At 63.8% G+C, this 26,249-nt stretch carries 28 protein-coding genes; 17 read left to right on the forward strand and 11 right to left on the reverse strand.

Annotated features, from left to right (window positions below; translation table 11 throughout):
• Window positions 1-238: 238 nt before the first annotated feature.
• Window positions 239-730, reverse strand: coding sequence for a phasin (locus ABIB95_RS08485; protein WP_354238701.1), 492 nt, complete (start codon window positions 728-730; stop codon window positions 239-241).
• A gap of 524 nt (window positions 731-1,254) precedes the next feature.
• Complete coding sequence (locus ABIB95_RS08490; protein ID WP_038958908.1) at window positions 1,255-1,641, reverse strand: COG4315 family predicted lipoprotein; 387 nt, start codon at window positions 1,639-1,641, stop codon at window positions 1,255-1,257.
• 147 nt (window positions 1,642-1,788) lie between these two features.
• On the opposite strand from ABIB95_RS08490, the gene ABIB95_RS08495 reads away from it, so the two are divergent.
• Together ABIB95_RS08495 and ABIB95_RS08500 are read left to right on the forward strand one after the other, a co-directional pair.
• A complete protein-coding gene (locus tag ABIB95_RS08495) occupies window positions 1,789-2,295 on the forward strand; it encodes a GNAT family N-acetyltransferase (protein WP_354239092.1) in 507 nt (168 codons plus the stop codon).
• A gap of 117 nt (window positions 2,296-2,412) precedes the next feature.
• Window positions 2,413-2,712: a hypothetical protein gene (locus ABIB95_RS08500; protein ID WP_354238703.1), complete on the forward strand. Its 300-nt coding sequence runs from the start codon at window positions 2,413-2,415 to the stop codon at window positions 2,710-2,712.
• A 77-nt stretch (window positions 2,713-2,789) separates the two neighbouring features.
• On the opposite strand, the gene ABIB95_RS08505 is transcribed toward ABIB95_RS08500, so the two are convergent.
• Window positions 2,790-4,763 carry a DEAD/DEAH box helicase gene (locus ABIB95_RS08505; protein WP_354238705.1) on the reverse strand — a complete coding sequence of 658 codons (1,974 nt, stop codon included), beginning with the start codon at window positions 4,761-4,763 and terminating at the stop codon, window positions 2,790-2,792.
• Window positions 4,764-5,011: 248 nt separating this feature from the next.
• Between ABIB95_RS08505 and ABIB95_RS08510 the strand changes: the two genes are divergently transcribed.
• From ABIB95_RS08510 to ABIB95_RS08520, 3 genes are all read left to right on the forward strand, one after another.
• On the forward strand, window positions 5,012-5,341 hold the full coding sequence (locus tag ABIB95_RS08510; protein WP_354238707.1) for a hypothetical protein: 330 nt from the start codon (window positions 5,012-5,014) through the stop codon (window positions 5,339-5,341).
• Between the two features lie 54 nt (window positions 5,342-5,395).
• A complete protein-coding gene (locus ABIB95_RS08515) occupies window positions 5,396-6,136 on the forward strand; it encodes a metallophosphoesterase family protein (RefSeq protein WP_063982494.1) in 741 nt (246 codons plus the stop codon).
• A 65-nt stretch (window positions 6,137-6,201) separates the two neighbouring features.
• On the forward strand, window positions 6,202-6,555 hold the full coding sequence (locus tag ABIB95_RS08520; RefSeq protein ID WP_354238709.1) for a cupin domain-containing protein: 354 nt from the start codon (window positions 6,202-6,204) through the stop codon (window positions 6,553-6,555).
• A 21-nt stretch (window positions 6,556-6,576) separates the two neighbouring features.
• Here ABIB95_RS08520 and ABIB95_RS08525 read toward each other — a convergent pair whose 3' ends face one another.
• The 5 genes from ABIB95_RS08525 to ABIB95_RS08545 form a co-directional block, all read right to left on the reverse strand.
• Window positions 6,577-7,089, reverse strand: a complete 513-nt coding sequence (locus ABIB95_RS08525) for a hypothetical protein (RefSeq protein ID WP_085398442.1) — start codon at window positions 7,087-7,089, stop codon at window positions 6,577-6,579.
• Window positions 7,090-7,184: 95 nt separating this feature from the next.
• The gene (locus ABIB95_RS08530) at window positions 7,185-7,595 is read right to left on the reverse strand and encodes a VOC family protein (RefSeq protein WP_354238711.1); all 411 of its coding nucleotides are present in this window, start codon (window positions 7,593-7,595) and stop codon (window positions 7,185-7,187) included.
• Between the two features lie 105 nt (window positions 7,596-7,700).
• The gene (locus ABIB95_RS08535) at window positions 7,701-8,183 is read right to left on the reverse strand and encodes a DUF5680 domain-containing protein (RefSeq protein WP_354238713.1); all 483 of its coding nucleotides are present in this window, start codon (window positions 8,181-8,183) and stop codon (window positions 7,701-7,703) included.
• Between the two features lie 3 nt (window positions 8,184-8,186).
• Complete coding sequence (locus tag ABIB95_RS08540; protein WP_354238715.1) at window positions 8,187-9,338, reverse strand: zinc-binding dehydrogenase; 1,152 nt, start codon at window positions 9,336-9,338, stop codon at window positions 8,187-8,189.
• A 130-nt stretch (window positions 9,339-9,468) separates the two neighbouring features.
• Entirely contained in the window at window positions 9,469-10,107 is a 639-nt protein-coding gene (locus ABIB95_RS08545; protein ID WP_354120520.1) for a Clp protease N-terminal domain-containing protein, read from the reverse strand.
• Between the two features lie 322 nt (window positions 10,108-10,429).
• On the opposite strand from ABIB95_RS08545, the gene ABIB95_RS08550 reads away from it, so the two are divergent.
• From ABIB95_RS08550 to ABIB95_RS08575, 6 genes are all read left to right on the forward strand, one after another.
• Window positions 10,430-10,909, forward strand: coding sequence for a GNAT family N-acetyltransferase (locus ABIB95_RS08550; protein ID WP_354120521.1), 480 nt, complete (start codon window positions 10,430-10,432; stop codon window positions 10,907-10,909).
• Window positions 10,910-10,946: 37 nt separating this feature from the next.
• Window positions 10,947-11,744: an alpha/beta fold hydrolase gene (locus ABIB95_RS08555; RefSeq protein WP_354120522.1), complete on the forward strand. Its 798-nt coding sequence runs from the start codon at window positions 10,947-10,949 to the stop codon at window positions 11,742-11,744.
• Between the two features lie 142 nt (window positions 11,745-11,886).
• A complete protein-coding gene (locus ABIB95_RS08560) occupies window positions 11,887-13,134 on the forward strand; it encodes an MFS transporter (protein WP_354120523.1) in 1,248 nt (415 codons plus the stop codon).
• A 52-nt stretch (window positions 13,135-13,186) separates the two neighbouring features.
• Window positions 13,187-14,353, forward strand: coding sequence for an MFS transporter (locus tag ABIB95_RS08565; RefSeq protein ID WP_071912618.1), 1,167 nt, complete (start codon window positions 13,187-13,189; stop codon window positions 14,351-14,353).
• A 68-nt stretch (window positions 14,354-14,421) separates the two neighbouring features.
• Window positions 14,422-15,033 carry a PilZ domain-containing protein gene (locus ABIB95_RS08570; RefSeq protein WP_063982484.1) on the forward strand — a complete coding sequence of 204 codons (612 nt, stop codon included), beginning with the start codon at window positions 14,422-14,424 and terminating at the stop codon, window positions 15,031-15,033.
• A gap of 330 nt (window positions 15,034-15,363) precedes the next feature.
• Window positions 15,364-15,987, forward strand: a complete 624-nt coding sequence (locus ABIB95_RS08575; RefSeq protein WP_028154093.1) for a transglutaminase-like cysteine peptidase — start codon at window positions 15,364-15,366, stop codon at window positions 15,985-15,987.
• Between the two features lie 118 nt (window positions 15,988-16,105).
• On the opposite strand, the gene ABIB95_RS08580 is transcribed toward ABIB95_RS08575, so the two are convergent.
• Window positions 16,106-17,869 carry a CYTH and CHAD domain-containing protein gene (locus tag ABIB95_RS08580; RefSeq protein ID WP_354238719.1) on the reverse strand — a complete coding sequence of 588 codons (1,764 nt, stop codon included), beginning with the start codon at window positions 17,867-17,869 and terminating at the stop codon, window positions 16,106-16,108.
• A gap of 451 nt (window positions 17,870-18,320) precedes the next feature.
• Entirely contained in the window at window positions 18,321-19,676 is a 1,356-nt protein-coding gene (locus ABIB95_RS08585; RefSeq protein ID WP_071912614.1) for a metal-dependent hydrolase family protein, read from the reverse strand.
• A gap of 356 nt (window positions 19,677-20,032) precedes the next feature.
• Here ABIB95_RS08585 and ABIB95_RS08590 point away from each other — a divergent pair, with 356 nt between their 5' ends.
• Window positions 20,033-20,239 carry a hypothetical protein gene (locus tag ABIB95_RS08590; RefSeq protein ID WP_063982481.1) on the forward strand — a complete coding sequence of 69 codons (207 nt, stop codon included), beginning with the start codon at window positions 20,033-20,035 and terminating at the stop codon, window positions 20,237-20,239.
• A gap of 14 nt (window positions 20,240-20,253) precedes the next feature.
• On the opposite strand, the gene ABIB95_RS08595 is transcribed toward ABIB95_RS08590, so the two are convergent.
• Complete coding sequence (locus tag ABIB95_RS08595; protein WP_135216641.1) at window positions 20,254-20,961, reverse strand: GntR family transcriptional regulator; 708 nt, start codon at window positions 20,959-20,961, stop codon at window positions 20,254-20,256.
• Between the two features lie 268 nt (window positions 20,962-21,229).
• Here ABIB95_RS08595 and ABIB95_RS08600 point away from each other — a divergent pair, with 268 nt between their 5' ends.
• The 5 genes from ABIB95_RS08600 to ABIB95_RS08620 are packed head-to-tail and all read left to right on the forward strand — an operon-like array spanning window position 21,230 to window position 26,146.
• Window positions 21,230-22,216, forward strand: coding sequence for an ABC transporter ATP-binding protein (locus ABIB95_RS08600; protein ID WP_063982479.1), 987 nt, complete (start codon window positions 21,230-21,232; stop codon window positions 22,214-22,216).
• Between the two features lie 42 nt (window positions 22,217-22,258).
• Entirely contained in the window at window positions 22,259-23,548 is a 1,290-nt protein-coding gene (locus tag ABIB95_RS08605; RefSeq protein WP_354238722.1) for an ABC transporter substrate-binding protein, read from the forward strand.
• A gap of 4 nt (window positions 23,549-23,552) precedes the next feature.
• The gene (locus tag ABIB95_RS08610) at window positions 23,553-24,512 is read left to right on the forward strand and encodes an ABC transporter permease (protein ID WP_041958636.1); all 960 of its coding nucleotides are present in this window, start codon (window positions 23,553-23,555) and stop codon (window positions 24,510-24,512) included.
• A gap of 3 nt (window positions 24,513-24,515) precedes the next feature.
• Complete coding sequence (locus ABIB95_RS08615) at window positions 24,516-25,394, forward strand: ABC transporter permease (protein WP_166342422.1); 879 nt, start codon at window positions 24,516-24,518, stop codon at window positions 25,392-25,394.
• 20 nt (window positions 25,395-25,414) lie between these two features.
• On the forward strand, window positions 25,415-26,146 hold the full coding sequence (locus ABIB95_RS08620) for an aspartate/glutamate racemase family protein (protein WP_354239094.1): 732 nt from the start codon (window positions 25,415-25,417) through the stop codon (window positions 26,144-26,146).
• Window positions 26,147-26,249 lie beyond the last annotated feature (103 nt).

The raw sequence follows: 26,249 nt of genomic DNA on the forward strand, positions 1-26,249 counted from the left end.
GTGCGCGAAAAGAACACCGTACTGCACCGAAATCTTTCGCGATCCATCTCGATGCCCGTCGGAATGGCGTGGCCCGTTTCCGGGCACTTGATCATCACCATACCCATCCTGACTTCCTCCAGCTTGGCATCACCTCACGGCAAGGCTTCTCACGGCAAGGCTTCACCGCCTCGGCTGGACCGCGCCCCTTCTGGCGAAGACGCTCGTCCAGCCGATCCACGCGGCCAGTAGCCTCGATTCAAGCAGCCCTATGCAGAACCAGGTTGAAACTCTTCTTGATCGGCTCGGCCGTCTCGGTTGCGACCTTCTGGGCGAGGTCCCAAAGCTCCCGGTTTTGGCGAGAAGCCGCTTCAAAGGTCTTGCGGCTGTGGGTGGTGGAGAGGTTCACGACATCCGCAAACGACCTCGCATCCGCAAGCTGGGACATGAACTCCAGCGCGGAGCTGGTATTGATGTTTGATATTTCGATGACCTTGGTGCCGTAATCGGCGGCACGCGTGGCATTGGTCGAACAGGCTTCGCGGAGCGCTTCGGTGATCTCCTCGGAAGCCGCCCTCATCCGCTCCAAATTTGCCTTGGCCCGCGCGGCGCCTTGCTCGGCGAGATCGCCGAAGATCGCCTGGAAGTTGAAAAATGGCATGTCGAACCTGGGCATTGCACCGCCATTCGCCGTCCCATTCGGCGCAGTGGCGTTCGTCTCGGCTTTCAGATTGGCATCATTCATGGTCATTCATCCCCTCACGCGAAACCAGATAATGGATTGAAGACTCCCAGAAGCTCCCAGGTGCGGACCGCACCGGGAAACCAGTGCCCCTACTCTCAAATGGAGGGATGCTGCTGCCGATATGCCGCTTTCGCCCCCTGCCGGAACCAACTATGACCAACCAAAATCGGGCCTTCGGTTCGCTTTCGGACTCTCGACATGAATAAATTCAATTCAAGCGACGACGCGCCACGGGCGGCGTTTTTACTTCTTCGAAGTTGTCGCCATTACTTCCGCCAATTTGAGATCAGTCCGGCAAGCGGTTCGGAGGCGCCGGCGCCGGTGGCCTTCCGCTGGGGGCGCGGCGAGGATTCGGCCGCTTCCAGATGGCGCCCTGTCACTAATTGAGTTGATGGAGCCGCTCCGCAGCGCACCGCATTGAACGATACGTCGCATCGCCAACACGGCGCTGCGCTGCGTCCGAGGCACGAGACCGGTGGCATCTCGTCAATGTCAGATACCACCTCGCATTGCCGCGGCGGATTGTCAGCTCACGGCATCGCCAGGTGCCAAGCGCCGTTCAGAAAGCCGTCGCCGGTGATGTCGCCGGGCTTCTGGTCCTTGGCGAAGGTGTAGAGCGGCTTGCCCTTGTAAGCCCACTGCCTGGATCCGTCGTCGCGCGTGATGACGGTGTAGCCGTCGGCCGCAGCATCGCTCGCCTCGGCCTTCAGCACCGGCCAGTTTGTCGCACACGGTCCATTGCAGGCCGACTTGCCGTCCGCATCCTTGTCGAAGGTGTAGAGCGTCATGCCCTTGGCGTCGGTGAGCACGTTACCCTTGTCGGTCTTGCCGGTCTTGGTCGGCGGCGCGGCGAAGGCAGCGGGGATGATGGCGAGCGATACGGCGAGCGTGAGCGCGAGGCGGATCGAGGACGTCATGGGTTCTCCTGTCATGCAATTGGCTTGCATGGGGTAGGACGCCGCGCAACGCTTCGTATTCCTGAGACGGCGGCAAAGATATTTTTCGCTGCGCGCATCGTCGCGACGGAATAAACTGGAATGGGTGAGACCGACCAACGGACCGACATGAGCAAGCCGCACTGGCGTCCCGGGCGCGCCTCCGACCTGGTCGCGATCAGCGCGATCGCAGCGCGGATCCATCCTGATCTCCCCGAGAGTCCCGACGTGTTCGCGGAGAAGATGCGGCTCTATCCCGATGGCTGCCGTCTGCTCATCGCCAACGAAGAGATCGCCGGCTACGGACTCGCGCATCCGTGGAAGCAACACCGCATTCCGCCGCTCAACGGCTTCCTGCAACAATTGCCTGATGATGCGGATTGTCTCTACGTGCACGACGTCGCCGTGCTGCCCGATTTCCGCGGTGGCATCGCGCGCGATTATATTGCCGATATCGGGAAGCTGGCGCGCGCATCACACATCACAACGCTCGCGCTGGTCTCGGTCTACGCCACGCGGCCGTTATGGGAGCGTCTCGGCTTCCGGCCCGTCGCGGCGGATACGGAGGCGCGCGCAAAGCTCGCCTCCTATGGCGAAGGCGCGACCTACATGCTTCGCGACCTCGCTGCGACATAACGTCCCCGCCCGGCTCACGCGGGCGTGAAGCCGTCCCTCGAACCGCCTTCGATCAGCCCCCGTCGAAGGTGTGCGCGGGCCGTTCCGGTCTCGCCGAACCGAGACTGGAGACTTTCCATGAAACTTACATTGTCAAAAGTTGCTTTGATTGCATTCGCCGCGGCGGCCGCGTTCAGCGCGACCAGTGCCAACGCGGCACAGGTCCGGACCTATGGCTGCGATTCCGCCTTCTTCGAGGGCTGCGGTATCCTTGTCGAGACGCCGACCCCTGGCGGCAGAAGCCGCGTCAACCTCACTCACGACACCTCGCCCATCTACATGAAGCAGACGGACCCCCGCTACAGCTCGTCGATGCGTGATGCCGGTGGTGGCGGCGGCGGAGGTGGTGGTGGTGGCGGCGGTGGCGGTGGCCGCTGAGTTCGCAGCTGACTTCTCAGATGATGTCGCCGGCGCAATCCGGCGGCATCATTGCTGTCTGCACGGTCAGGCGCAGTTCAGCCCCGATGCTTTTTCTTCGCCTTCTTTTTTCCAGGCGCGCCCTTCAACGGCCACGGCGTCACCGCCGGCTCGGCATGGCCAGGCTTGTTCTTGTGCTTCTTTTTCTTTCCGAACGAAGGAGCATCATCGAATTTCGGCCTGCGCTCGCCGTGAGCCTTGTCGCGGGGCTTGAATCCAGCTGCATCGCGCGGGCGATCGTCGCGACGTTCGCGATGATCGCTGTCGCCGCTCTCGCGCCGGGGCGGCCTTGACCGCTCTTCCGAAGGCGCCTGCCGCTGCGGCGCATCCGTCATCGGTTCGAGGCGGATATTGTCTTCCTTGTCCGGACGCTTGATCTTGGCGGCGAAGGTTTCCGCGACCCGCTCGGAAATTTCGAACTCGGTCGTCGTGTCCATGATCTTGATGGCGCCGATGTCGCCCTTGTCGATGCCGCCGCGGCGGCAGATCATCGGCAAGAGCCAGCGTGCTTCCGCATTCTTTCTTCGTCCGATGTTGGCCCGGAACCAGACGCTGCCGTCCGCCATGCCGTGTTTCGCCGACGATTTTCCTGATTTGGGTCGGGCTCTTTCGGGGCGATCATCGCCGCGCGAAGTGCGGGCATCGTCGCGCGGTGCGCGGACATTGTCGCGCCCGCGATCGTCGCGCGGCCGGCCGGCTCGCTCGCCGGGATCGATGATGTCTTCGGGCGACGGCAGCCGTGCGCGATAGAGCCGCGCGAGTGCGGCTGCGATATCCTCGGCCGACCGCTCGGCCAGCAGCGCCTGCGCCAGCACCAGATCGTCCGCGGTCGTCTCCTCGGTGAACAACACGTCCTTCATGCGGTCGTGATCGAGCTTGCGGATTTCCTCCGCCTGCGGTGCCGTTCCCCAGACCGCGTCGATCCCCGAGACGTTCAGCAGCATTTCCGCACGTCGCCGCCGTACAGGCGGCACCAGCAGGACACTCGTCCCCTTGCGGCCCGCCCGCCCGGTGCGGCCGGAGCGATGCTGCATCACCTCGGCGTCGTTGGGCAGATCGGCATGGATGACGAGATCGAGGCTCGGCAGGTCGATGCCGCGGGCGGCGACGTCGGTCGCCACACAGACGCGAGCGCGTCCGTCCCGGAGCGACTGCAGCGCCGTGGTCCGCTCGTTCTGCGTCAATTCGCCTGACAGCGCGACCACGGAGAAGCCGCGCTCCAGCAGCGCCGCCTGCAAATGCCTGACGTGATCGCGCGTGCTGCAAAACACCAGCGCGCTCGGCGCCTCGAAGAAGCGCAGCACGTTGACGACGGCATGTTCGACATCACCGGGGGCGACCCGGATGGCGCGGTACTCGATGTCAGCGTGACCGCCTTCATCGCCGGCGACCTCGATCCGAAACGCCTGCTGCTGATATTGCTTGGCCAGCGCCACGATACCGCGCGGAAACGTCGCCGAGAACAGCAACGTGCGGCGTGTCTCCGGCGTGGTCTTGAGGATGAATTCTATGTCCTCGCGAAAGCCGAGATTGAGCATCTCGTCGGCCTCATCGAGGACGACCACTTTCAATTCCGTGATGTCGAGACGGCCGCGCCGCAAATGATCGCATAGCCGGCCGGGCGTGCCGACGACGATGTGAGCGCCCGCCGCAAGCTCGCGCTGCTCGCGCCGCGGATCCATGCCGCCGACGCAGGAGACGACCCGCCCGCCGGCATGCCCATACAGCCATGCCAGTTCGCGCTGAACCTGCAAGGCGAGCTCGCGGGTCGGCGCCACGATCAGGGCGAGCGGCGCCCCCGCCTGCTCGAACCGCTCGGCATCGCCAAACAGATCCTTGGCCATGGCGAGGCCATACGCGAGGGTCTTGCCGGAGCCGGTCTGGGCCGAAACCAGGAGGTCGCGGTCGGCGGCTTCGTCTGCGAGCACGGCGAGCTGGACGGGGGTGGGTGAATCATAGTTCCGCTCGGCCAAAGCGTGGGCGAGCGGCGGGGTCAGGGCCGGAAAAGACACGGGATGGAGAACCTTGGTTAATGTCAGGCGCGGAACGGTGAACCGGCGGACCTGAGTTGCGTGCGCGGCAAACGGCCCGGCCGCACGCTGGATGTGATGTGATCAGGGCGCTCTTTACGCCAAGTGCTCTGGAATCACCATGCCTATGATGCATGGCTTGACGGAAAGAACCGCGCCTGAAGGTTGCAGCGGACCTTTGCGGCCACCTCCATTAACCTGAAGCCAACCGGTTTAGAGGGAACGACCGCGTGACGCCTTCCGCCAAACGCGCCTGCGGCGATTGCACGCTTTGCTGCAAGGTCATGGCCATCGAGGCGTTGGCCATACCGGCTGGAGGCTGGTGCCGGCACTGCAAACCCGGTCAGGGCTGCGCGATCTATGCCGAACGCCCGGCCATCATGGGCCGGCGCATGATCCTCATCACGCCGGACCGCGAGTTCGATCTCGGCATCGTCGGGCCGGAAGAGCGGATCGTGCGGGAGCTGGAGGGGACCAAGGTCGTCGGCGCGACGGTGGTGAAGGAACATCAGATCAGCCATGGCTGGTTGGTGAACGTCCCATCAGCCGATGCTAGATAGGTCCGGTGACCTGGCAGAGTTAAGTTCAGGCAAAGCAGCACGGGGAGCACGACGATGCGATTGGCAGTCATTTCCGATATCCACGGCAATCTCGCTGCGTTGGAAGCGGTGCTGGCCGACATCAAGGCGCGCGGCGTCGATCGTACGGTCAACCTCGGCGATTGCGTCACCAGCCCGCTGTGGCCAAAGGAAACTTTCGAGGCTCTCCAGTCGCTGTCGTTGCCGACGGTGCGCGGAAATCATGATCGCTGGATCGAGGAGTTTCCAGACGACAAGCTCTCGCCGGCAGGTCTGTTTGCGCGTAGCGCATTGACCGCGGAGCAGCGCCGCGCACTTCACAGCCTGCCCTCCCAAATACGGCTGGACGACGGGATCCTGGCCTGCCACGGCACACCCGACGACGATACGACGTGCCTGCTCGAAGAAGCGCTCGAGGACGGCCGCTTCGTGCCGGCGCGTCGCGACGTGCTGACCGCGCGCCTTTCGAGCGCGCCAACGGCGCGTGTCGTGCTGTGTGGTCACAGCCACCGCCAGGCGGCTGTTCAGGGCCCGGGCGACCGCCTGGTCCTCAATCCCGGCAGCGTTGGTTGCCCGGTGTTCGCGGACATTCCGTTTGCCGCAAACCTGGAGCATCGCTCGCCTCACGCCCGCTACGCGATCCTCACGAAACGAACAAGAGGCTGGCAAGTCGAACTGCTGGCCCTGGAATACGACTGGGAAGCCGCGTCCGCGCAGGCGCTCGCCAACGGCCGCCCGGAATGGGCGGAGGCCATGTTATCAGGACATGTCAAATAGCTGGCCTTGCCACGTCGGTCATTCGATCCCAAATCGTGCCTCACGAGAGAGCAACGGGGTGAAACATGGCCGACAAGATATCGCTTGCCGACAAACTCGCGACCTTTGGGGATTTCTGGTCGCCGCGCACGGTTACGACCTTCAACGATTGCGACGTGATGGTGGTGAAGGTTAAGGGCGAGTTCACCTGGCACAAGCATGAGGACACCGACGATTTCTTTCTCGTCCTGAAAGGCAGTCTGGACATCGAATTGCGGGATCGCACGGTGACGCTCGGTCCGGGCGAACTCTATGTCGTGCCCAAAGGGGTCGAGCATCGCCCGGTGGCACGCGAGGAGGTTCACCTCCTGCTCATCGAGCCGACCGGCACGCCGAACACGGGCGACAAGGCCACCGCCGCAGCACGCAAGCTCGCATAGAGGACAACGCTTGGCGCGCGTCTAATCCCTGGAGGTCGCCAGCTTGCTGAAGCGGCCGACCAGCCTCGCCCTGACCCGTGCAACTGTGTCCCTCGCCGCGCGGCTCAGGGCGCGGATGGCGCGCCAGGCGTCGGTTGCCTGCAGCCACGCCTTCACCTCGGAGAACTTGCCGTACGCCCAGGCGAACGCCGGAATCCGCATCAGCTTGTCGCGCGTAAGATGGAACAGGCGCTCGACCAGCACGAGCTTGAGCAATTCGCCGACGATGAAAGTCACGGCGGCGCTCACGATCTGACCTGTTGCAGCGAGGTAGGCCGCCACCGGCTTGATCGGCTCCAGAATGATCACGGGCACGGAAAACAGGGCGAGCGAGGGATAAGGGGACAGCGACCTGATCCAGGTGCGCAACCACTTGAATTCGAAATGCCGCCCAATCCAGCGCGCCATTGGCCGCGCGACGGCCATGAAGACGGCATCCACCAGGAAGTAGATGGCCGCCAGGATGTAAGTAACGGGTTTCAGGATTCGCTTCACGATACCTCTCCCGTGAAGTGAAAGTCGGAACCTGGGCCTAAGTTTCACCTTAACATGGATAGATCGGGGATTCCCGATGGAACTTTTTGGGCGCCTCAGATCTCGGCATAGACCTCCAGCAAATTGCCGTCGGGATCGCGAAAAAACAGCGTCCGGTGTCCGAACGACTGGTTCGTGGGCGGTGACAGCAGCGCCACGCCCTGCCGCACCAGTTCATCGGCACATTGATCGACCTCGGTCGCGGACACCTTGAAGGCCAGCTGCAGCGAGGCGCTGCCCGCCGGTGTCGGCGCGTCGGCCGCGGTCCGGCTCGGTCTCGCCAGCGCCAGCGTGTTGCCGCCCAGGCCGTACTCGATCCAGTTCGGCGAGAGCTCGCGCAGCAGCGGAAAGGCGAGAACGTCCTCGTAGAACCGGCGCATCGCCGCCATGTCGCGCACGAAGATGACGGTGTAGTCGATCGCGCGAATGGCAGCGAACGGCGAGCGCGGCTTAGGTTCGTCTGTCATTGTAGCCCTCATTCCAAACTCAGGCTCGTAGCCCGCATGGAGCGGAATGCGGGACCGGCGGCCCCGGATTGCGCTGTGCTCCATCCGGGCTACAAGGTTCAAGAATTATCGCAACAAACCACCGCTATAGCGCAGCTCGTACAGCGGCGCGCCATCATGCCGCGAGATCGTCTCGACGCCATGGAAACGATCGAGCGAACCCTCGACCTCGTTGCGGTAGACCATGCCCGCCTGCTCGAACAGGCGCGGTCCCCGATAAGGCTCCTCGACGCTTACGCCCAACAGCGCCTGGCGCAGGAATTTGTAGATCTCGAGCAGCGTGGACCGATCCGTGATGTCCGCGCGGGCGCCGCCGCTGTAGCTCATCGACCAGATGACACGATCATCCCGCGACACGGTCTCTTGGCCAACGAAAAATCCCATCCCGAAATAGATATCGCGATAGGCATAAGGTGGCGCGCGATGCTCGAGCTGCTTGGAGCCGGCGAGCAGCGGCGCGGCCACGGTCGCGTCGTCGTCCAGCCCCGCATAGGTGCGCCGCTTGGCTTCGACCAGGAACGCAGCGAGATCGGGTGGAATGGACGGCATTGTCTAGTCCACCAGTTCCGGCCACGGCACGATGGTCGACTTCACCGTCTTCATCGCCATCGCATCCCTCACTGCCTGCGCGACGCCCGCTTCCGTGAACGGATAGATCGTCTGCATCTTCAGCCAGGGATATTTGTCACGCGTGCGGTAGAGCATGTCGACGCCGAGCGGGAGATCATTACCGGTAAAGCCCCAGGAGCCGAGGACGTTGAGGTCCTTGGTGCAGATGCGGTGCCAGGAGGTCTCGATCGAGCCGGCATCGGTGAACTGACCCATCTCGACATAGGTGCCGCCGTCGCGCAGCATCTCGATGCCTTCGGGGCCGGCGGTCGGATGTCCCGAGCAATCCATCACGAGATCGGCGCCGAAATGGCCTACGATCTCGCGGACGCACGCGATGCGCTCCTGCGGCGATTTGATCTCCTCGATGTTGACCGTCGCCTCCGCGCCGAACTCGCGCGCGAACTTGAGCCGCGGCTCTTCCGGCGCGCCGACGCAGATCACGCGCCCCGCTCCCATCTCCCTGGCGGCCGCGACCGCGAGAATGCCGATCGGACCCGAGCCCTGGATCACCACCGTGTCGCCCCAGGAAAAACCACCGGCGCGACTGGCGCGGTTGAAGGCGCGGATGCATGAGGTCAGCGGCTCCGAGAGCGCGCCCAGCCGCAGCGACATGTCGTCGGGCAGCTTGTAGATCTTGGTGCCCGGCAGCATCTCGAGATCGACATAGACATATTCGGCCCAGCCGCCCCACATGTGAGGTGGTTTATCGAAGCCGAGATAGCGGCCGTAATAGACCGGCGTCAGGCACTTGTTGGCGGTCTGCGGATAATGGATGCAGTAATAGCAATGGCCGCAGGGCATCAGCGGCGGGATCATCACTTTCGAGCCGACCTTGAGCGGCTTGCTCATGAAGTCCTCGGTGAATTCGTCGCCGCATTCGACGATGATTCCGCCGAGCTCGTGGCCGAGCGTGAACGGCCAGGGCAGCGGCTTCGGCCAATGCCCTTTGAGAATGTGCAGATCGGTGCCGCAGACGCCGCAGGCGCCGACCTTGATCAGCGCAGCCTTTTTGCCGACCTTCGGCCATGGCACGGTCTTGATGACGGGCTCCGAGCCCGGTCCTGCGTGAGTGCAGACGCGGATCTGGTCCATGGGTGTGTCCTCGCTGCCCGTCTGTTATGATTGATGGTGCGGCCGACGATCAGCCTATGACAGCCGTGGGGCGTTGCAAATACCAAGGTGCGTACCTCAAATGCACCGGGGCAGAAGGTTCACTGTTCTCTCAACTTGCGCGAGGAAGCGCTCTCTCAAGACCTTCGCCGGTCATGCCCTGCTCGCTCAGGAGCCAAACCGCAGGACTTGCAGTTTCGCTGAACATGGTCGCCAACACGTCCAGACCGCTCGTTTCACGTTTCAGGCTGCGCACGGTCGCACGATGCACCACACGTCGAAATGCAACCGTCGGCGTCGTGTCGCGCTCGTCGCGGATCATCACCCAAGTGCTCAGCTTATCGTCGATATAGGAGACTGTGGTTCGCCTCAGGGCTTCGAGGTCAACCTCGCTGGCCTTCATCACTTCCGAGGCATCCGGATCGTCCAGCAGCGCAAGCAAGAGATGCTCCAGCGTCGCAAACTCGTGCTTTCGCGCTTTGGCGTAAGTGAGAGCCCTGTTCAGAGTCAGATCGAGCTCCCGGGTAAATCCCGAAGGCCACTTGATGCTCGCACGCGGTGGCTGAGCCGAGGTCGTGTCAGACGCCGGCGGTCCGCGTCGGATCGCGGCAGCAAGCGTATTCCAGTCAGCCAAGCCAAACAGCTCGGCGGTCAGCTCAAGGCTTTCGGCGACCGAAATCTTGAGACCTTTGGAGGCGAGAGAGGCGCGCAGCGTGCGCGCCATGGCTTTAGCATCGCGAAAGTCGCGCATGGCTTACTCCTTTGCTTGAACACTTCGGGAAGCCAGTGCTTGCGTTGCTGACCCGTTGTTCGGCAAAGGGGCCAAGACGATGCATGCGATACGTTCACCATCCCGTAAAGGGTGCAAGCGGCAGGTCGTATCCACCTGAAAGAAAGGTGGCTCGGCGGCCGCCAAGTGTCAATACTGACGACTCGCGCGCGCCCGTAAATGGCTTGCATCCGGACGCCGGTCTAGGATGAGATGGCTCGCAGCCCGCATGGCGCAGCGTGGAATGCGAGACCGGCGTCCCCGGATTACGCTTCGCTCCACCCGGGCGACAAGGACAACGTCGATGCTACGTGACTATCAGCCGACTGATGCGGAAGCGATCGTGCGCGTCGCTCTCGCGGCTTTCGCGCAATTCGAGCAGGATTATTCCGACTGGCCGTTGTTTACGACCCATGTCGCGAAGATGCCGGAGCTTGCCAAAACCGGCGAGATCATCGTCGCCGAGGATGGCGGCCAGATCGTCGGCGCCGTCGCCTATGTCGGTCCGCAAGCCCCGAAGCCGGCCTTCTTCGATCCGGCCTGGCCGGTCATCCGCATGCTGGTGGTCGATCCGGCCGCGCGCAGCAAGGGCATCGGCCGGCAATTGACCGAGGAATGCCTGCGCCGCGCCGAGCGCGACCGGTCGCCGGTCATCGCCCTGCACACGACGCCGATCATGACGGTCGCATTGCCGATGTATCAGCGGATGGGATTTACCAGGGTTCGCGAGGCGCCCGATATTCTGGGCGTGCCCTATGCGGTTTACGTCAAGGCGCTGGGGTAGGATGGCGTCGGCGTTGATTCTTTGACAGTCGTTGCGAATGACAAACTGGACGAGCCGAACCTGCGCGGCAAATGGCATCGACATCCATTATTTACGGACCGGGGACGACAAGCCTGCGCTGATTGCCCTGCATGGTCTGACCGGAAGCGGCGCCTGCTGGACACCGTTGGCGCGCGCTCTCGAGGACGGCTACGACGTCATCATGCCCTCTGCGAGAGGACATGGCGCGTCGAGCGCACCGTCCGGCGGGTATCTGTACCGCGATCTCGCAGACGATGTCATCGGCCTCATTGACGCGCTCGGGCTGACTGCCCCGATCCTGCTCGGCCATTCCATGGGCGGCATGACCGCCGCCGTGGTTGCGAGCGAGATGGGTACGGCCATTCGCAGCGTTATCCTCGCCGATCCGACTTTCTTGGCACCGGAGCGCCAGCGCGAGATTTACCGGAGCGACGTCGCCGAGCAGCATCGCCGGCTTCTCGCCCGGGACAAGGACGAGGCGCTGGCCGAAGCCCGGCGGCGGCATCCGCACCGCTCATCCGAGCTGCTTGACCTGATCATTGATGCGCGGCTGCGGACCGAGATCAGCGCCTTCGAGGTTCTCACGCCGCCGAACCCGGATTATCGCGAGCTTGTCGAAGCCATTGCCGTCCCGTGCCTGCTTGTCATCGGAGACAATGGCGTTGTCTCCGTCGAAACGGCGCGGGAGCTGCAGGGGCTCAATCCACACCTCAGCCATGAGGTGATCGCGAATGCGGGCCATGGGTTGCCATATGACAAGCCGGATGAGTTTGCTGCGGTGGTCAGGTCGTTTCTGGCGACGGAGATCGCGTGACGCGCTGCTTCGTAGCCCGCATGGAGCTTTGCGGAATGCGGGGTCGGCGGTCCCGGATTGCGGGCTACGGACAAACACCCAAGTGTCTTGAGCGGCCGGCGGTGAACGTGTAAGGCCCGAACAGTCCCACCCAGGTGATCGCTTGAACCCCCTTCCCCAAAATCCTGTTGTCGCGTCCGGATCGTTCGCGGCGATGAAGTCGGTGCCGTACCGGCTCCAGTTCATCGCCTACGTGCTGGCGATGATGGCGGACAATATCGAGCATGTGATCAGCTATTGGGTGGTGTTCCAGAAATTCCATTCGCCGACGCTGGGGGGCTTTGCCGTGCTGTCGCACTGGCTGCCGTTCCTGCTGTTCTCGGTCGCGGTCGGCGGGCTCGCCGACCGGTTCGATCCGCGACGCATCATCCAATGCGGCATGCTGCTGTTCATCGTGGCCTCGGCAGGATGGGGCTTCTTCTTCATCACCGACACCATCCAGATGTGGCACGCGATGCTGCTGCTGGTGATCCATGGCTGCGCCGGCGTGCTGTGGCAGACGCCGAACCAGCTTCTGCTCTACGATCTCGTCGGTCCCGCGGATCTTCCGAGCGCAGTGCGCCTGAATGCGATGGCGCGCTATCTCGGCATCCTGGTCGGCCCCGCCGTCGGCGGCGTCATCATGCTCACGCTGGGCACCTCGCACGGCATCATCTTCAACACGCTGTTCTACCTGCCGATGCTGCTCTGGCTGTTCTGGGCCCCGGTGCGCGACAAGAGCGTCGCGGTGCGGCGCTTCGCCATGCGCGGCCTTGCCGACATCGTGCTGACGATGCGCGCCATCGGCACGCAGCCGGTGCTGACCGCAATGACGTGGCTCGCCGGCCTCACCTCCTTCATGATCGGCAACGCCTATCACGCCCAGATGCCGGGCTTTGCCGGCGATCTCGGCCACGGCGATCCCGGCGTCTCCTACAGCGTTCTGCTCGCGGCCGATGCGGCAGGTGCACTGCTCGCCGGCATCGCGCTGGAATCCTGGGGACGGTTGAAGGGCACGCCGCGCACCGCGATCACGCTCGCGATGCTGTGGAGCGTGGCGCTGCTCGGCTTCGCCGCGGTGCGGATCTATCCGGTCGCGATCGTGCTGCTGTTCTTTGCGGGTTTCTTCGAGCTGTCGTTCAATACCATGGCGCAGGCGCTGGTGCAGTTGAACGCGCCGCACGACATCCGCGGCCGCGTCGTCGGGCTCTACAACATGGCTGGGCTGGGGATGCGGGCCTTCAGCGGCATCACCGTCGGCCTGTTCGGCGCGGCGATCGGCATTCACTGGTCGCTCGGGCTCTCGGCCGCGGTGCTGCTGGCGCTGCTGTGTCTTCTCTATGGGCGCGCGACGAGGAAGACAGCCGGTTGACTCTCGTCCCTCTCCACCGCACCTTCGAGAGAGGGCTTGGGGAGATGAGACGTTGCGCAATCGCTGGGGCATTCTTGCGATCCTGTTCGTCGTGCGCCTCACCATCGCGTTCCAGTTCCAGAGCGTGGCCGCAGTCGCGCCGTTGCTGCAACAGACCTTTGGCGTCGGGCTCGCCGATATCGGCATCCTGATCGGACTCTATTTCACCCCCGGCATCGTGCTGGCGCTGCCGGGCGGCGCGATCGGCCGGACCCTTGGCGACAAGCCGACGACGATCGCGGCGCTGCTGCTGATGACTGCGGGCAGCCTCGTCATGGCCACCACCGACATCTGGGGCTGGCAGATGGCGGGCCGGCTGGTCTCCGGCGCCGGCGGCGTGCTGTTGACGGTGCAGCTCACCAAGATGGGCACCGACTGGTTCGCCGGGAAGGAGATCGCCACCGCGATGGCGATCTTCGTCAACTCCTGGCCGGCCGGCGTCGCGATCTCGCTGCTGGTGCTGCCGGCGATCGGCACGGCCTATGGCGCGAGCGCGGTGTTCCTGGCGGCGGGCGCACTCACGGCCATCGGTATTGTGCTGATCACGCTCTATCAGTCGCCGCCGGGAGCCACAGTCAGCGCGGCCGGCCCAGGCCGGCTCGATCCCCTCGCGCTGCTGGCGGTGATCGTCGCAGGTCTGATCTGGGGACTCTTTAATGTCGGCTTCGCCATGATCTTCTCGTTCGGCCCCTCCCTGCTCGCCGAGCGCGGCTGGAGCATTGCGGCGGCAGGCTCCGCGATCAGCCTCGTGATGTGGCTGTCGGTGATCTCGGTGCCAGCAGGCGGCTATCTCGCCGACCGTTTCAAGCGTCCGCTCACGCTCGCGACCGCAGCCAGCCTCATCGTGGCCGGGCTGCTGGCCTGGTTGCCGCGATCGGATGCGGTGATCACGGTCCTCGTCCTGATCGGCCTGATCGGCGGCCATCCGGCCGGCCCGATCATGAGCCTGGCCGCCCGCGTGCTCGCGCCGGAGACAAGGGCGATCGGCATGGGTGTGTTCTACACTCTCTTCTATGCCGCGATGATGCTGGGGCCGGCGGTGGCCGGCCGGCTGGCCAAATCGGCCGGGACGGCCGCGGTGGCGCTCGACCTCGGCGCGCTGACGGTGCTGGCCTGCCCGCCGCTGATGTGGCTTTTCGAGCGCATTGTGTCTGTCCGTAATCGACGCGCCCAATCCTAACGCGGCGTTAACCCTGTGCACCTTAGGGTCGTCCCGGACTCCGCCAGGCGGGGGGTCGGGTTGTGAAAATGGCGTTGGCGAACAAAAAATTTCTTCCGGCCGCCGAGGAACGACGGCGTTTCCAGCGGGTGAAGGTTCATCTGCTCGGCCGCTACATGCTGCCGGACCGCCGGGAATTCCCCTGCCAGGTGATCAACATGTCGCCGGGCGGACTGGCGCTTCTGGCCCCCGGCATCGGCAATGTCGGCGACCGCGTGGTCGCCTATCTCGACCATATTGGGCGGGTCGAGGGCAAGATCACCCGCATCATCGACAACGGTTTCGCCATGACGGTCGGGGCGACGCCCCGCAAGCGCGACAAGCTGGCGGCCCAGCTCACCTGGCTTGCCAACCGCGACATCCTCAATCTGCCGGAGGATCGCCGCCACGACCGTATCGTGCCGCGCAACCCGATCGCGGTGCTGACGCTCGAGGACGGCACCAAGATGACCTGCCGCATCATCGACCTCTCGCTGTCCGGTGCCGCCATTGCCGCGGAGAACCGCCCGCCGGTGAAATCGATCGTGCTGCTCGGCCGGGTCCAGGGCCGCGTGGTCCGAAACCTCGAGGACGGCTTCGCGCTGGAGTTCATGCACGAGCAGCCGATAGAGACTCTCGAAGAGAGCGTTACCGCGCGGTAAAGCGCAAGGACGCTAAAACGCCTGTATTTCCAGCCCTGAAGGCGGCCTCCGCGATGCGGACGCCGCCTTTTTCGTGTCCGGCGACCGCCTCGCGCGGGTTAACGCGAGGGCTGCGAGCGCGTGCAAACAACAGTTCCGCCAGCGTTTCCGCGTTAATAGATAAAATTTGAATCAATTGAAGTCATTTCAAATCTTAGTCGAATTCGATTCAAGTATAGATCGAATTCATCGCGCCTTTTACTTGTATTCGTCTCGACTTGACTTGGCCGACTTAGCGGCAACTCAAAAGCTCCATGCGAAATGTGGTCCCAACAAGAAACGGGGGCCGCAATGTTGGACTTCAGGGGACAGGGGAAAGGGCTGGCACTTGCTGCCATGCTCTTCGGGATCAGCGCGGCAGCGCAGGCCGGCGAAGGCCGTCTGCTCTACGCGAGCCTCGGCGACACCACGCGTGCGCCGATCGGCTGGGTCGAGTTCTGTGCGGATAATGCCGCCCAGTGCCAGGGCGCGCCGACGCAACCGCGCGACATCGTGATGTCGCAGGCCGCATGGCGCGACCTCGTCAAGGTCAATCGCTGGGTCAACGAGACCGTCAAGCCTTTGACCGACCAGGAACACTGGGGCGTGATCGAGAAGTGGTCGCTGCCGACCGACGGTTACGGCGATTGTGAAGACTACGTGCTGCTGAAGCGCAAGATGCTGATCGATGCCGGATGGCCGCGCGAGGCCCTGCTCATCACCGTCGTGCGGGACAAGAAGGGCGAAGGACACGCGGTGCTGACGGTGAAGACCGACAAGGGCGAGTTCGTTCTCGACAATCAGAACGAGAACGTCGTTGCCTGGACGGAGACCGGCTACCGCTTCGTCAAGCGCCAGTCACAGAGCGACCCCAATGTCTGGGTCTCGCTCGGCGACACCAAGCCGGCGGTCTCCACCGCCAGCGCCAAGAACTAGCAGTCAGGAAAACGAGTTACGCGGCCCGGTCACATCCCCACCCCTCCCCGTCCCAGACCGGTTCGCGCGCGGCCAGCCATCCCCCAATGGCTGGCCGCAACTTTTTTGGGGAGAACAATCAGCCCTGCGACGACCAGGGCACACGCGCGGCGGTGAAATCGCGCCACGTGCGTTGCAAAGCGGGCTGCACGCCGATCGATGCACGTGCCTGCCAGCCGGCGATCGCCGCGGCCGCGATGGCGCTGTCGGGTTCAGTACCGAGCCCATCGAGCAGCGATGCCGTGACCGCCATGTCGTTGAAGGCGCCGAGCTCCTCCTGCAAACCGGCGAGGCTGCGCGAGAAACGTCGCGCCGACTTGCGATCCTCGTACAGCGGCAGCAGGAATTCGCTGAGATAGCGCAGCCGCTTGGTCGCGAGCCGCACCCGGTGCAGCTCTTCTGCAGGAAGCGACTTGAAGCGGCGGCCGCGCTTGAGCACCTTGGCGTATTGCTCCGACAAGATGCGCCGCGCGAAGTCGACGGCAGGTTCGGCGAGCTGGCCAAGATCTTCGGCGGCAACGTCGTTGCGCCAGCCCCGGGTCTCGATCCAGTTTCCGAGGCCGATCAGGAACACGGCGCAGCGGCGATCATCGAGCGCATCATGCGCCTTGCGATAGGCGTCCGACTGGCGCTCGGCCGCAGCCCGGCCCAGCGCATCGAAGCCGTCGACCGACGGACAGGCCTGTGCGATCGTCGGCAAGGTCTCGAGCTGGAACACGTCCCAATCACGGGCGGCGGACAGGTCTTGCGCCAGCCATTTGACCTCCGACCGCAGCGCATCGAGATTGCTGAGCGCACCGACCGATCGCATCAGGTCGAGCGCCGATCGCAGCCGGCGAAGCGAGACGCGGAGTTGATGCACGCCTTCCGGGTTGCGCCCGTCCTCGGCCGCCGGCAGCGACTGAAGCAGATGGAGGAAGCAGGAGCGCAGGATCGTCGCGAAGGCCTCGTCGAGCGTGACCGACGCATCGAGGCGAAGTTTTCGCGGGCGACGTGCCGGGGGTGGCTCATCGGCGGCAAGATCAAAGCCGCGCGCCGACTTGGTACGGATGGACGGCTTCACCGCACCCTGCTCCGCGAGCCGCAGCGCGACCTCGTAGATCGTGCTGGCGCTGCCGCTCTTCAGCTCAAGCTCGATCTCGCTCACCTGTAGCGTGCGATCGCCAGCCGTCAGCTCGCCTTGATCGAAGGCGATTTCGACCGTGCCGGACGGCAAGTCGATCATCCTCGCATGACGACGGATGTCGGCGGTGAAGACGGCTTCGAGCGGCTGCGTCACGAGGTGGCTACGAAGCTTCTCCGGAATGAAGGGCATCGCCAGAGCGAGATCGGGCGCAAGCGACGACACGCTCGCCTCCCACTCGCCACGGCGCAACGGATCGTCCGCGACGTCCGTCTTCACGGTCTGCACGAAGCGCGCGCCGCTCTGGCGGACGCGCAGGCTCAGGCCATTGCGCCGAAGCAGGCGCTCGGCCGTGTCGTAATAGACCGACTTGAGATGCTTGCGCGTGCCCTTGTTGCGCGCATTGGCCGTGATGACCGGCGCGGCGTTGAAATGCGCCATGCGATCGGCGTCGACGAGCAGCTTGAGCTCGATCTCACCGGCGGGACGCGCAGCAGTGCCGGACTGGGCTGGCTCCGGTGCAGGCGTCGTGTCTTGCGATGGCGTCTGATCAATCACAGCGCCCTCGACGATCGCATGTTCCGGGTCGGGCTCGGCTGCGTCACGTTGCCTGAGGAAGCCGGCGACGACTTGCGTTCTCTTGTTCCGGTCCTTGAGGACAGGATTCCCATCCGGCGCGCTCATGGTTTTGCGAGCCAGCGTAGCGTCTGATTTCAACATTTCCGGTGACATGACAGTTTGATGACAGAGCGCAGCATATAGCTCGTCAGGCCCGCAAGGAATAGCAACGTTACGTCGCAACGCATCATCGTCCACATGCGACATGCTCGACGCTAAAGATCGGGCAGGACTGTCATAATTCGTCTGGCGTGACGAATTAAATTGCCGCCGCGTACAGTAAGTGATCGAATTGATAGCGAATCTCGTTGTTCTCGAAACCGAGATGAACGCGTCAGCGAGCTTGACTCATGCTAGCAGAAAAATTCTTTCTGGTTTTGGAGACGCTCAGAAGTCACGCCTCCGATGGTGACAGGCCGGAGATTGTGACAAGCCCCGCGCGGCCTCCTGCGCTCCCGGAGATCGCAAAAGGCTCTCGACCAGGAAAGCCGGTTCCCGACGAGCGAGGCTAGAAGCGATCGAATCTCGCGGGCTCACATCTGCCCAGCGCGCATCAATGCGCGAGCCTGTTCTTGTAGATCCTGCCGTCCTTCATGATCACCACAAAATTCTTCGCGGGATCTTCGACCAGCTTGATGTCGTCGAGCGGATTGCCGTCGACCAGCAGGAGATCGGCGAGCGCGCCCTCCTCGACCACGCCGAGCTTGCCGGGATAGGGATTGCGCAGGCCCGACAGGCTCAAGAGTTCAGCGTTGGTCGACGTCGCCATCGTCAGCGCTTCGGCCGGCGTGTACCAGCGCGTCAGTGCGGCCAGCATCGAGCCCTGCTTGTCCGCCAATGCCTTCGAGAACAGGACGTCAGTGCCGAACGCGGTCTTGATCTTGTACTTCTTCGCCAGCGCATAGACGCGGTCAGTGCCGGCAACGACCTGCCGCATCTTGTCCTGCTCCGACGGTCCCAGCGCCGCGGCGCCGGAGATATCAAGGAATGGTTGCGTGCTCAGCCAGACGCCCTTCTCCGCGATCAGCTTCGCGCTCGCCTCATCCATGAGATGTCCGTGCTCGATGCATCTCACGCCGGCCGCGATCGAGCGCTGGATCGCGACCGACGTATAGGCGTGCGTGGCGACATAGGTGCCCCAATTGTCCGCGGCCTCGACAGCGGCGCGCAGCTCGGGCTCGGTGAAGGTGGAGACATCGAGCGGACTGAAGGGCGATGCGACGCCGCCGCCCGCCGTGAGCTTGACCTGCGACGCGCCTTGCATCAGTTGCTCGCGCGCGCGCACGCGCACCTCGTCGGGGCTGTCGGCAACCATGCTGCCGCCGATCAGCTCCATGCGGCTGAGCATTCCGCCGATCGTGCGCGGCAGATCGGAGAGCTGCCGGAAGTCGCCATGACCGCTGGTGACGGTGATGATGGCACCGGACGGATAGATGCGGGGTCCGGCGACGAGATCCTCGTCGATGGCCTGCTTGAGGCCGAAGCTCGGTCCGCCCATGTCGCGTATGGTGGTAAAGCCGCGCATCAGCGTCGCCGTCGCCTCACTGGCGGCGAGCAAATTGTTGTAGCCGATATCGCCTGCGAGGGCTGCCATCGGCGTCGGACGCACCAACATCGCGTGCCAGTGTGCGTCGATCAGTCCCGGCATCAGCACGCGGCCGCCGCCGTCGATCACCTGACCGGTGGCCGCGATATCGGCGGTCGAAATCTTCTCGATCTTCCTGTTCCTGATCAGGACGTTGGACGCGGCCGAGAGCGTGGCATTCTTTCCGTCGAAGATCCGAACGTTGCGGAACAGGACGGCGGAGTCCTGCTGGGCTCGTAAGGGCAACGGGCTGCCGAGGCTTCCAATCGACACAAGCAATGCGGCGGCTCTGAAGAGTCCGGCCGGCGTGGTCCAACCCCACATGTCCAATCTCCACGCAGATCCGGGCGAACGTCAGCCAGCTGACGCCGCGCGATGCAGCTATGGATTGATGCCTGCAAACCGCATCGAGTCAATTTGCAACCACAGGGAGGTTTTGCAAATCAGCCATACGGACGCGAAGAGAAGCGTCCCCATGAAGTTGGATAGGCGAATGGGTAAGTGCACCTGTCGCACTCGCGTCGAACTCAAATTAAAACGCACTATCGATTTCGACCCGCCAGCAACGGTAGATTGCAACTTTCTCGCTCGGGAGTACGATCCTGCGCGGTCTACGCGACTTGAGCCGCTGGGCAGGAGGGCTTGCGGTCGTCTGTAGAATTCAAATGACGAGGCGTAACATGGTGGCGCAAACGAGTGACGGACGCATCCTGCTGGCCAAGAAGCTCGGCGGGCTTATCGCAATCATCTTGGGATGCCTGCTGACGGCCGTCGGCGTGACGTTCGAATACAGCGGCATGACTTTCGTCGGCGTGTTGTTGCTCGTCCTCGGAGCCGTCCTGCTGGTGCTCAAGATCATGAGGCGAAATCAGGAACGTCCGTTCTGACAGACGGCAGGCGGTCACACGCCCAGCACGTCGGCGAGCCGCAGCTCGTCGGCGGCGGGATCCTTCAAGAACAGCTCGGCCTCGATCTCGTCCAGATGCGACAGCATCTGCACGCGCGCAGCCTGCTTGTCGCGCTTGCGGATCGCGGCGACGATGCCGGCGTGATGATCGGTGCCGCAGGCCGGCGTGTCGTGGCGGCGGTAGAGTAGGATGATGAGCGAGGAGCGCGCGATCAGCTCCTTCAGGAAGCCGAGATAGATGCTGTGGCCGCTCATCTCGGCGACGAGACGATGAAACTCGCCGGAGAGCCGGACCGAAGCGCGCGCGTCGCCGCGCAGCTCCGCCTCGCGCTCCTCGGTGAGGTGCTGCTGGAGGCGGTCGATCCAGGCCGGTGACACTGCATCGATCGCGTGATCGACGATGGTGGGCTCGATCAGGCGACGCGCCTCGAACACTTCACGGGCATCACCTGGCGTCGGCCGCGCGACGAAGGCGCCGCGGTTCTTCTCGATGTTGACGATGCCTTCATGTGCAAGCTGCTGGAGCGCCGTGCGCACCAGCGTGCGGCTCGCGCCGTAGATCTCGCCGATCTCGTCCTCGCCGAGCTTCGTACCGGGCAGCAGGCGATGCTCGAGGATCGCGGCGGTCACCCCCTCACTGATACGGCTGACGCGATCGCTCGCATCTGGCGCGTCGGATTTCGGGCGAGTCTTGGCGGCCATCAGTTCGAAGGGTTGGGTGTGAGGGCTCGATCGGCGACGTTCGGCCTTGAATGTTAGTCGACGACCTGTATCCAATCACAGGCGAAAGTTTATACAATCCGCGCCCGTTTTGTGTGCAGCGAGGCAGACGGGCGCTGGGACGGCCGAAGTCGGCGGATTCGATCTAACGACCTGACTCTGCTGCACAGTTCTGGAATTCAGCCGGCCAAGGGCGGTTGGCACGGACCTTGCGGAGAGACGGGAGCATCGCCCCTCCCTTGGACACGCCATGGCCACTCCCGCCGCTCTCGAACTGGTCGCCGTCACCAAGCGCTACGACACGACGCTGGCGGTCGACACCGTCAATTTGAAGATCCCGGCCGGGACCTATTGCTGCCTGCTCGGCCCCTCCGGCTGCGGCAAGACCTCGACCTTGCGGATGATCGCGGGCCATGAGGCGGTCAGCAAAGGCGACATCATTCTCGGTGCGCAGAACGTGACCGACCTCGAGCCCGCCAAGCGCGGCACGGCGATGATGTTCCAGTCCTACGCGCTGTTTCCGCATCTGACCGTGCTCGACAATGTGGCGTTTGCGCTCAAAATGCGAGGCGTCGACCGCGCGACCAGGCACAGGCGCGCCGGCGAATTGCTCGAGCTGGTGGCGATGACACCCTATGCGGGCCGGCTCCCGGCCCAACTCTCCGGCGGCCAGCAGCAGCGCGTGGCGCTGGCTCGCGCACTGATCACCGAGCCGCAGATCCTGCTGCTCGACGAGCCGCTCTCCGCGCTCGATCCGTTCCTGCGGGTGAGGATGCGTGGCGAGTTGAAGCGCCTTCAGCGCGAGCTCGGCATCAGCTTCATCCAGGTCACCCACGGCCAGGAAGAAGCGATGGCGCTCGCCGACCACATCGTGGTGATGAACCAGGGCCGGATCGAACAGCAGGGCACCGCGCGCGAGATCTTCCACCGTCCCCGCACCGAATTCGTGGCCCGCTTCATCGGCGGCCACAACGTCCTCAGCGACGCCGGAAACCTCATCGCCGTGCGCGCCGATCAGCTCGGCATCGCGCCGTTCGCCGAGGGCGCGTTCGGCGCGCCGGCGCTGCTGACCCAGACCGAGTACCAGGGCTCCTACATCGCCGTCTCGCTCACGCTCGACGACGGCACCGCCCTGTTCTCCCACCTCCCCGAGGCCGCCTTCGACGTCCACCCGTTCCGTCCGGGCGATCGCGTGCTGGCCACCTGGGATCCCGCCAAGGCGCAACGCCTGCAATAGCGCCGATCGATCACTGGAATGCGCAACAGAGGAGTGACTGATATGACCGAGACCACCAGGACGAAGGGCGTCAGCCGCCGCACGCTGCTCAAGGGCACCGCAGGTCTCGCGGGCCTCGCCGCCGGCTCCGGCGCCATCACCGGCTTTCCCTATGTGAAGTCGGCCGATGCGAAGGTGCTGCGCTATCTCGGCACCGCCGTGAACGAGGGCGACGACATCTCCAAGCAGTGCCTCAAGGACACCGGCATCAAGATCGAATACATCACCGCGACCACCGACGACGTCACCAAGCGCGTGATGACCCAGCCCAACTCCTTCGACGTGCTGGACACCGAATATTTCTCGCTGAAGAAGATCGTGCCGTCGGGCAACATCCTTGCCCTCGATGCCAAGAAGATCAAGGAATTCGACAACATCACGCCGGTCTTCACCAAGGGCGAGACGCCCGGCGGCAAGAAGATCGGCGGCCAGGGCACGGCACCCTGGAAGGTGCTCTATCTCGAAGGCAAGGACTCCAAGAAGTTCGCGACGTCGGCGACCGAGTTCGTCACGCTGATCCCGACCGTCTACAACGCCGACACGCTCGGCATCCGTCCCGACCTGATCAAGCGCCCGATCAGCTCGTGGTCGGAGCTGCTCAATCCCGAATTCAAGGGCAAGGCCTCGATCCTCAACATCCCCTCGATCGGCATCATGGATGCCGCGATGGTCGTGGAAGCCACCGGCAAGTACAAATATGCCGACAAGGGCAACATGACCAAGGAAGAGATCGATCTCACCATGAAGGTGATGACCGAAGCCAAGAAGGCGGGACAATTCCGCGCCTTCTGGAAGGACTTCAACGAGAGCGTCAACCTGATGGCGTCAGGCGAGACGGTGATCCAGTCGATGTGGTCGCCGGCGGTGACGAAGGTGCGCTCGATGGGCATCCCCTGCACCTTCCAGCCGCTCAAGGAAGGCTACCGCTCCTGGGCTTCGGGCTTCTGCGTCTCCAAGGGAGTGTCCGGTCCGAAGCTCGAATGGGCCTATGAGTTCGTGAACTGGTTCCTGTCCGGTTATGCCGGCGCCTATCTCAACCGCCAGGGCTACTACTCCGCCGTGCTCTCGACCGCGAAGGCGCACATGGAGCCCTACGAATGGGCGTACTGGATGGAAGGCAAGCCGGCCGAGAAGGACATCAAGGCGCCCGACGGCTCACTGCTCGAGAAGGCCGGCGCGGTACGCGACGGCGGCTCCTACGAGGACCGCATGGGCGGCGTCGCCTGCTGGAACGCCGTGATGGACGAGAACGATTACATGGTCCGCAAGTGGAACGAGTTCATCGCGGCCTAACGTGATGGACACGTCAGAGGACATCCTGCAACAGGCGTCCCCGGGATTGATCCCGGGGTCGGGCACGGCGCGCGCCGCGAAAGCGACGCGCCTGTCGCCGTCCTTCATCTCCTGGCTCCAGGCCGGGCCGATGATGCTGGTGTTTCTCGCCTTCTTCCTGATCCCGCTGGTCTTCGTCGTCATCGTCTCGTTCTGGGACTACAACGAATACCAGCTGCTGCCGGCCTTCTCCGGCCGCGGCTACACCGACACGTTCGAGGGCTGCATCGCGCAGCTCCCCGATCTCTGCACCATCGCCAAGACCTATCTGAAGACGCTGAAGCTGTGCTTCCTGGTCTGGGTCATCACGCTCTTCATCGGCTTCTGGGTCGCCTACTTCCTCGCCTTCCACGTCAAGTCCAAGACCTGGCAGATGGGATTGTCGCTGCTCTGCACGATCCCGTTCTGGACCTCCAACGTGATCCGCATGATCGCCTGGATCCCGCTGCTCGGGCGCAATGGCCTGGTGAACTCCGGACTGGTCAAGAGCGGATTGATCAACCACCCGCTGGAATGGCTGCTGTTCTCTGAATTCTCCGTGGTGCTGGCGCTGGTCCACCTCTTCACCTTCTTCATGGTGGTGCCGATCTTCAATTCGATGATCCGCATTGACAAGTCGCTGATCGAGGCCGCCTATGACGCCGGCGCCACCGGTTTCCAGACGCTGGTCAACGTCATCATTCCGCTCTCCAAGCCCGGCATCGTGATCGGCTCGATCTTCGTCATCACCATCGTGATGGGCGATTTCATCACCATCGGCGTGATGGGCGGCCAGCAGATCGCCGCCGCCGGCAAGATCATCGAGACGCGGGTGAACGCGTTGCAATTCCCGGCTGCCGCCGCGAACGCCGTGATCCTGCTCATCATCACCTTCCTGATCATCACCATGATGTCGCGCATCGTCGACATCAAGAAGGAGCTCTAGAGCATGAAGGAAGGACGCCCGCGCTCGTTCTACGTGCTCGCGATCTTCTTCGCGGCCTATGTGGTGTTTCTCTACGGTCCGATGATCGCGATCTACGTCCTCTCGTTCCAGGGGCCGCAGGGCGGCCTCACTTTCCCGATGAACGGCGTGTCGACCTTCTGGATCGCAAAACTGTTCCAGGGCACCGGCATCGTCGATCTCGGCGCGGCCTTCCGCCGCTCGCTGCTGCTTGGCCTGATCGTGATGGTTGTGACCGTCGTGCTGTCGGTCGCCGCCGGCATGGCCTTCCGCCGCAAGTTCAAGGCGCAGGGCATTCTATTTTACTCGGCGATCGCAAGCCTGATCGTGCCCTCGATCATCACCTCGCTCGGCATCTCGCTTGAATTCCGCATCATCGACGACCTGATCAAGGCGCATTGGAACGAGAACTTCGAGACCTCGATGGGCCTGCTGACCTCGGGCTTAGGTGCGCACCTGACCTGGACGCTGCCGTTCGGCCTGCTCATCATGTTCGCGATCTTCAACCGCTTCGATCCCAGGCTCGAGGAAGCCGCGCGCGATCTCGGCGCGACGCCGTGGCAGGCCTTCCGTCATGTCGTGCTGCCGATCATCCTGCCCTCCGTGATCGGCATCGGCCTGTTCGGCTTCACGCTGTCCTGGGACGAGCTCGCCCGCTCCAGCCAGGCGATCGGGGCGGTGAACACGCTGCCGCTCGATCTCCAGGGCCTCACCACCACCGTGACGAACCCCGATATCTATGCGCTCGGCACCGTGATCTCGGCGGTGTCGTTCACCGTGATCGCCCTTGCACTCGGCACCATCCACATGCTCAACAAACGGCAGGCGGCCAAGGGCTCGGATGCCGGCCAAGGGCTTGTCTGACAAGGGGCTTGTCTGAACTGATGCGGCTGCACGTCGTCAATCCCAACACCACCGCGTCGATGACGGCGAAGATCGCCGCTGCAGCACGCAGCGTCGCCCTGCCCGACACATTGATCGACGCGCGCCAGCCCGCGATGGGCCCGGTCTCGATCGAGGGCTTTTACGACGAAGCCTTCGCCGTGCCCGGCATGCTCGGCTGCATCCGCGACGCCGACCGCGACGGCGCCGACGCCCACATCATCGCCTGCTTCGACGACACCGGCCTCGACGCCGCGCGTGCCGCCGCGAAAGCGCCGGTGATCGGCATCGGGGAAGCCGGCTTCCACATGGCGAGCCTGATCGCGGCGCGCTTTGTCGTGGTGACGACGCTCGGTGTCTCGATCGTGCCGATCGAGCATAATTTGCGGAAATACGGTCTCGCCGAGCGCTGCGCTCGCGTCCGCGCCGCCGAGGTCCCGGTGCTCGCGCTCGAGGAGCGCAATACTGATGCTCTCGGCAAGATCTCCGCGGAGATCACCGCCGCGGTCCGCGACGATCGGGCGGAAGCCATCGTGCTCGGCTGCGCCGGCATGGCTGACCTCGCCGCCGAGCTCGCCGCCACACATGGCCTGCCCGTGGTCGACGGCGTCGCCGCGGCGGTCACGCTGGCAGAATCACTGGTGCGGCTGGGACTGAAAACCTCCCGGCTCGGGCCCTATGCGGCGCCGCGCTCGAAGACCTATTCCGGACCGTTTTCGCCGTTCCAGCCTTGATCCCGGCTCTTTTCGAGGACCTTCAGGGGTCCCAAGACCAGCTGATTGCTGGATTTTTGTCGTTAGCCTCTTTTTGGTCCCATTTGTTGCCGAATGGTAACAC

This window comes from Bradyrhizobium sp. LA2.1 (genome assembly GCF_040547725.1).
GTDB classification, from domain to species: Bacteria; Pseudomonadota; Alphaproteobacteria; order Rhizobiales; family Xanthobacteraceae; genus Bradyrhizobium; species Bradyrhizobium barranii.

Excerpts from the sequence above, each read along its gene's own strand:
- ABIB95_RS08485 (WP_354238701.1), bottom strand. The coding sequence starts at position 730 with ATGACCATGAATGATGCCAATCTGAAAGCCGAGACGAACGCCACTGCG.
- ABIB95_RS08490 (WP_038958908.1), bottom strand. The coding sequence starts at position 1,641 with ATGACGTCCTCGATCCGCCTCGCGCTCACGCTCGCCGTATCGCTCGCC.
- ABIB95_RS08495 (WP_354239092.1), top strand. The coding sequence starts at position 1,789 with ATGAGCAAGCCGCACTGGCGTCCCGGGCGCGCCTCCGACCTGGTCGCG.
- ABIB95_RS08500 (WP_354238703.1), top strand. The coding sequence starts at position 2,413 with ATGAAACTTACATTGTCAAAAGTTGCTTTGATTGCATTCGCCGCGGCG.
- ABIB95_RS08515 (WP_063982494.1), top strand. The coding sequence starts at position 5,396 with ATGCGATTGGCAGTCATTTCCGATATCCACGGCAATCTCGCTGCGTTG.
- ABIB95_RS08520 (WP_354238709.1), top strand. The coding sequence starts at position 6,202 with ATGGCCGACAAGATATCGCTTGCCGACAAACTCGCGACCTTTGGGGAT.
- ABIB95_RS08530 (WP_354238711.1), bottom strand. The coding sequence starts at position 7,595 with ATGACAGACGAACCTAAGCCGCGCTCGCCGTTCGCTGCCATTCGCGCG.
- ABIB95_RS08535 (WP_354238713.1), bottom strand. The coding sequence starts at position 8,183 with ATGCCGTCCATTCCACCCGATCTCGCTGCGTTCCTGGTCGAAGCCAAG.
- ABIB95_RS08540 (WP_354238715.1), bottom strand. The coding sequence starts at position 9,338 with ATGGACCAGATCCGCGTCTGCACTCACGCAGGACCGGGCTCGGAGCCC.
- ABIB95_RS08545 (WP_354120520.1), bottom strand. The coding sequence starts at position 10,107 with ATGCGCGACTTTCGCGATGCTAAAGCCATGGCGCGCACGCTGCGCGCC.
- ABIB95_RS08550 (WP_354120521.1), top strand. The coding sequence starts at position 10,430 with ATGCTACGTGACTATCAGCCGACTGATGCGGAAGCGATCGTGCGCGTC.
- ABIB95_RS08555 (WP_354120522.1), top strand. The coding sequence starts at position 10,947 with ATGACAAACTGGACGAGCCGAACCTGCGCGGCAAATGGCATCGACATC.
- ABIB95_RS08570 (WP_063982484.1), top strand. The coding sequence starts at position 14,422 with ATGGCGTTGGCGAACAAAAAATTTCTTCCGGCCGCCGAGGAACGACGG.
- ABIB95_RS08575 (WP_028154093.1), top strand. The coding sequence starts at position 15,364 with ATGTTGGACTTCAGGGGACAGGGGAAAGGGCTGGCACTTGCTGCCATG.
- ABIB95_RS08580 (WP_354238719.1), bottom strand. The coding sequence starts at position 17,869 with ATGTTGAAATCAGACGCTACGCTGGCTCGCAAAACCATGAGCGCGCCG.
- ABIB95_RS08585 (WP_071912614.1), bottom strand. The coding sequence starts at position 19,676 with ATGTGGGGTTGGACCACGCCGGCCGGACTCTTCAGAGCCGCCGCATTG.
- ABIB95_RS08590 (WP_063982481.1), top strand. The coding sequence starts at position 20,033 with ATGGTGGCGCAAACGAGTGACGGACGCATCCTGCTGGCCAAGAAGCTC.
- ABIB95_RS08595 (WP_135216641.1), bottom strand. The coding sequence starts at position 20,961 with ATGGCCGCCAAGACTCGCCCGAAATCCGACGCGCCAGATGCGAGCGAT.
- ABIB95_RS08600 (WP_063982479.1), top strand. The coding sequence starts at position 21,230 with ATGGCCACTCCCGCCGCTCTCGAACTGGTCGCCGTCACCAAGCGCTAC.
- ABIB95_RS08605 (WP_354238722.1), top strand. The coding sequence starts at position 22,259 with ATGACCGAGACCACCAGGACGAAGGGCGTCAGCCGCCGCACGCTGCTC.
- ABIB95_RS08610 (WP_041958636.1), top strand. The coding sequence starts at position 23,553 with ATGGACACGTCAGAGGACATCCTGCAACAGGCGTCCCCGGGATTGATC.
- ABIB95_RS08615 (WP_166342422.1), top strand. The coding sequence starts at position 24,516 with ATGAAGGAAGGACGCCCGCGCTCGTTCTACGTGCTCGCGATCTTCTTC.
- ABIB95_RS08620 (WP_354239094.1), top strand. The coding sequence starts at position 25,415 with ATGCGGCTGCACGTCGTCAATCCCAACACCACCGCGTCGATGACGGCG.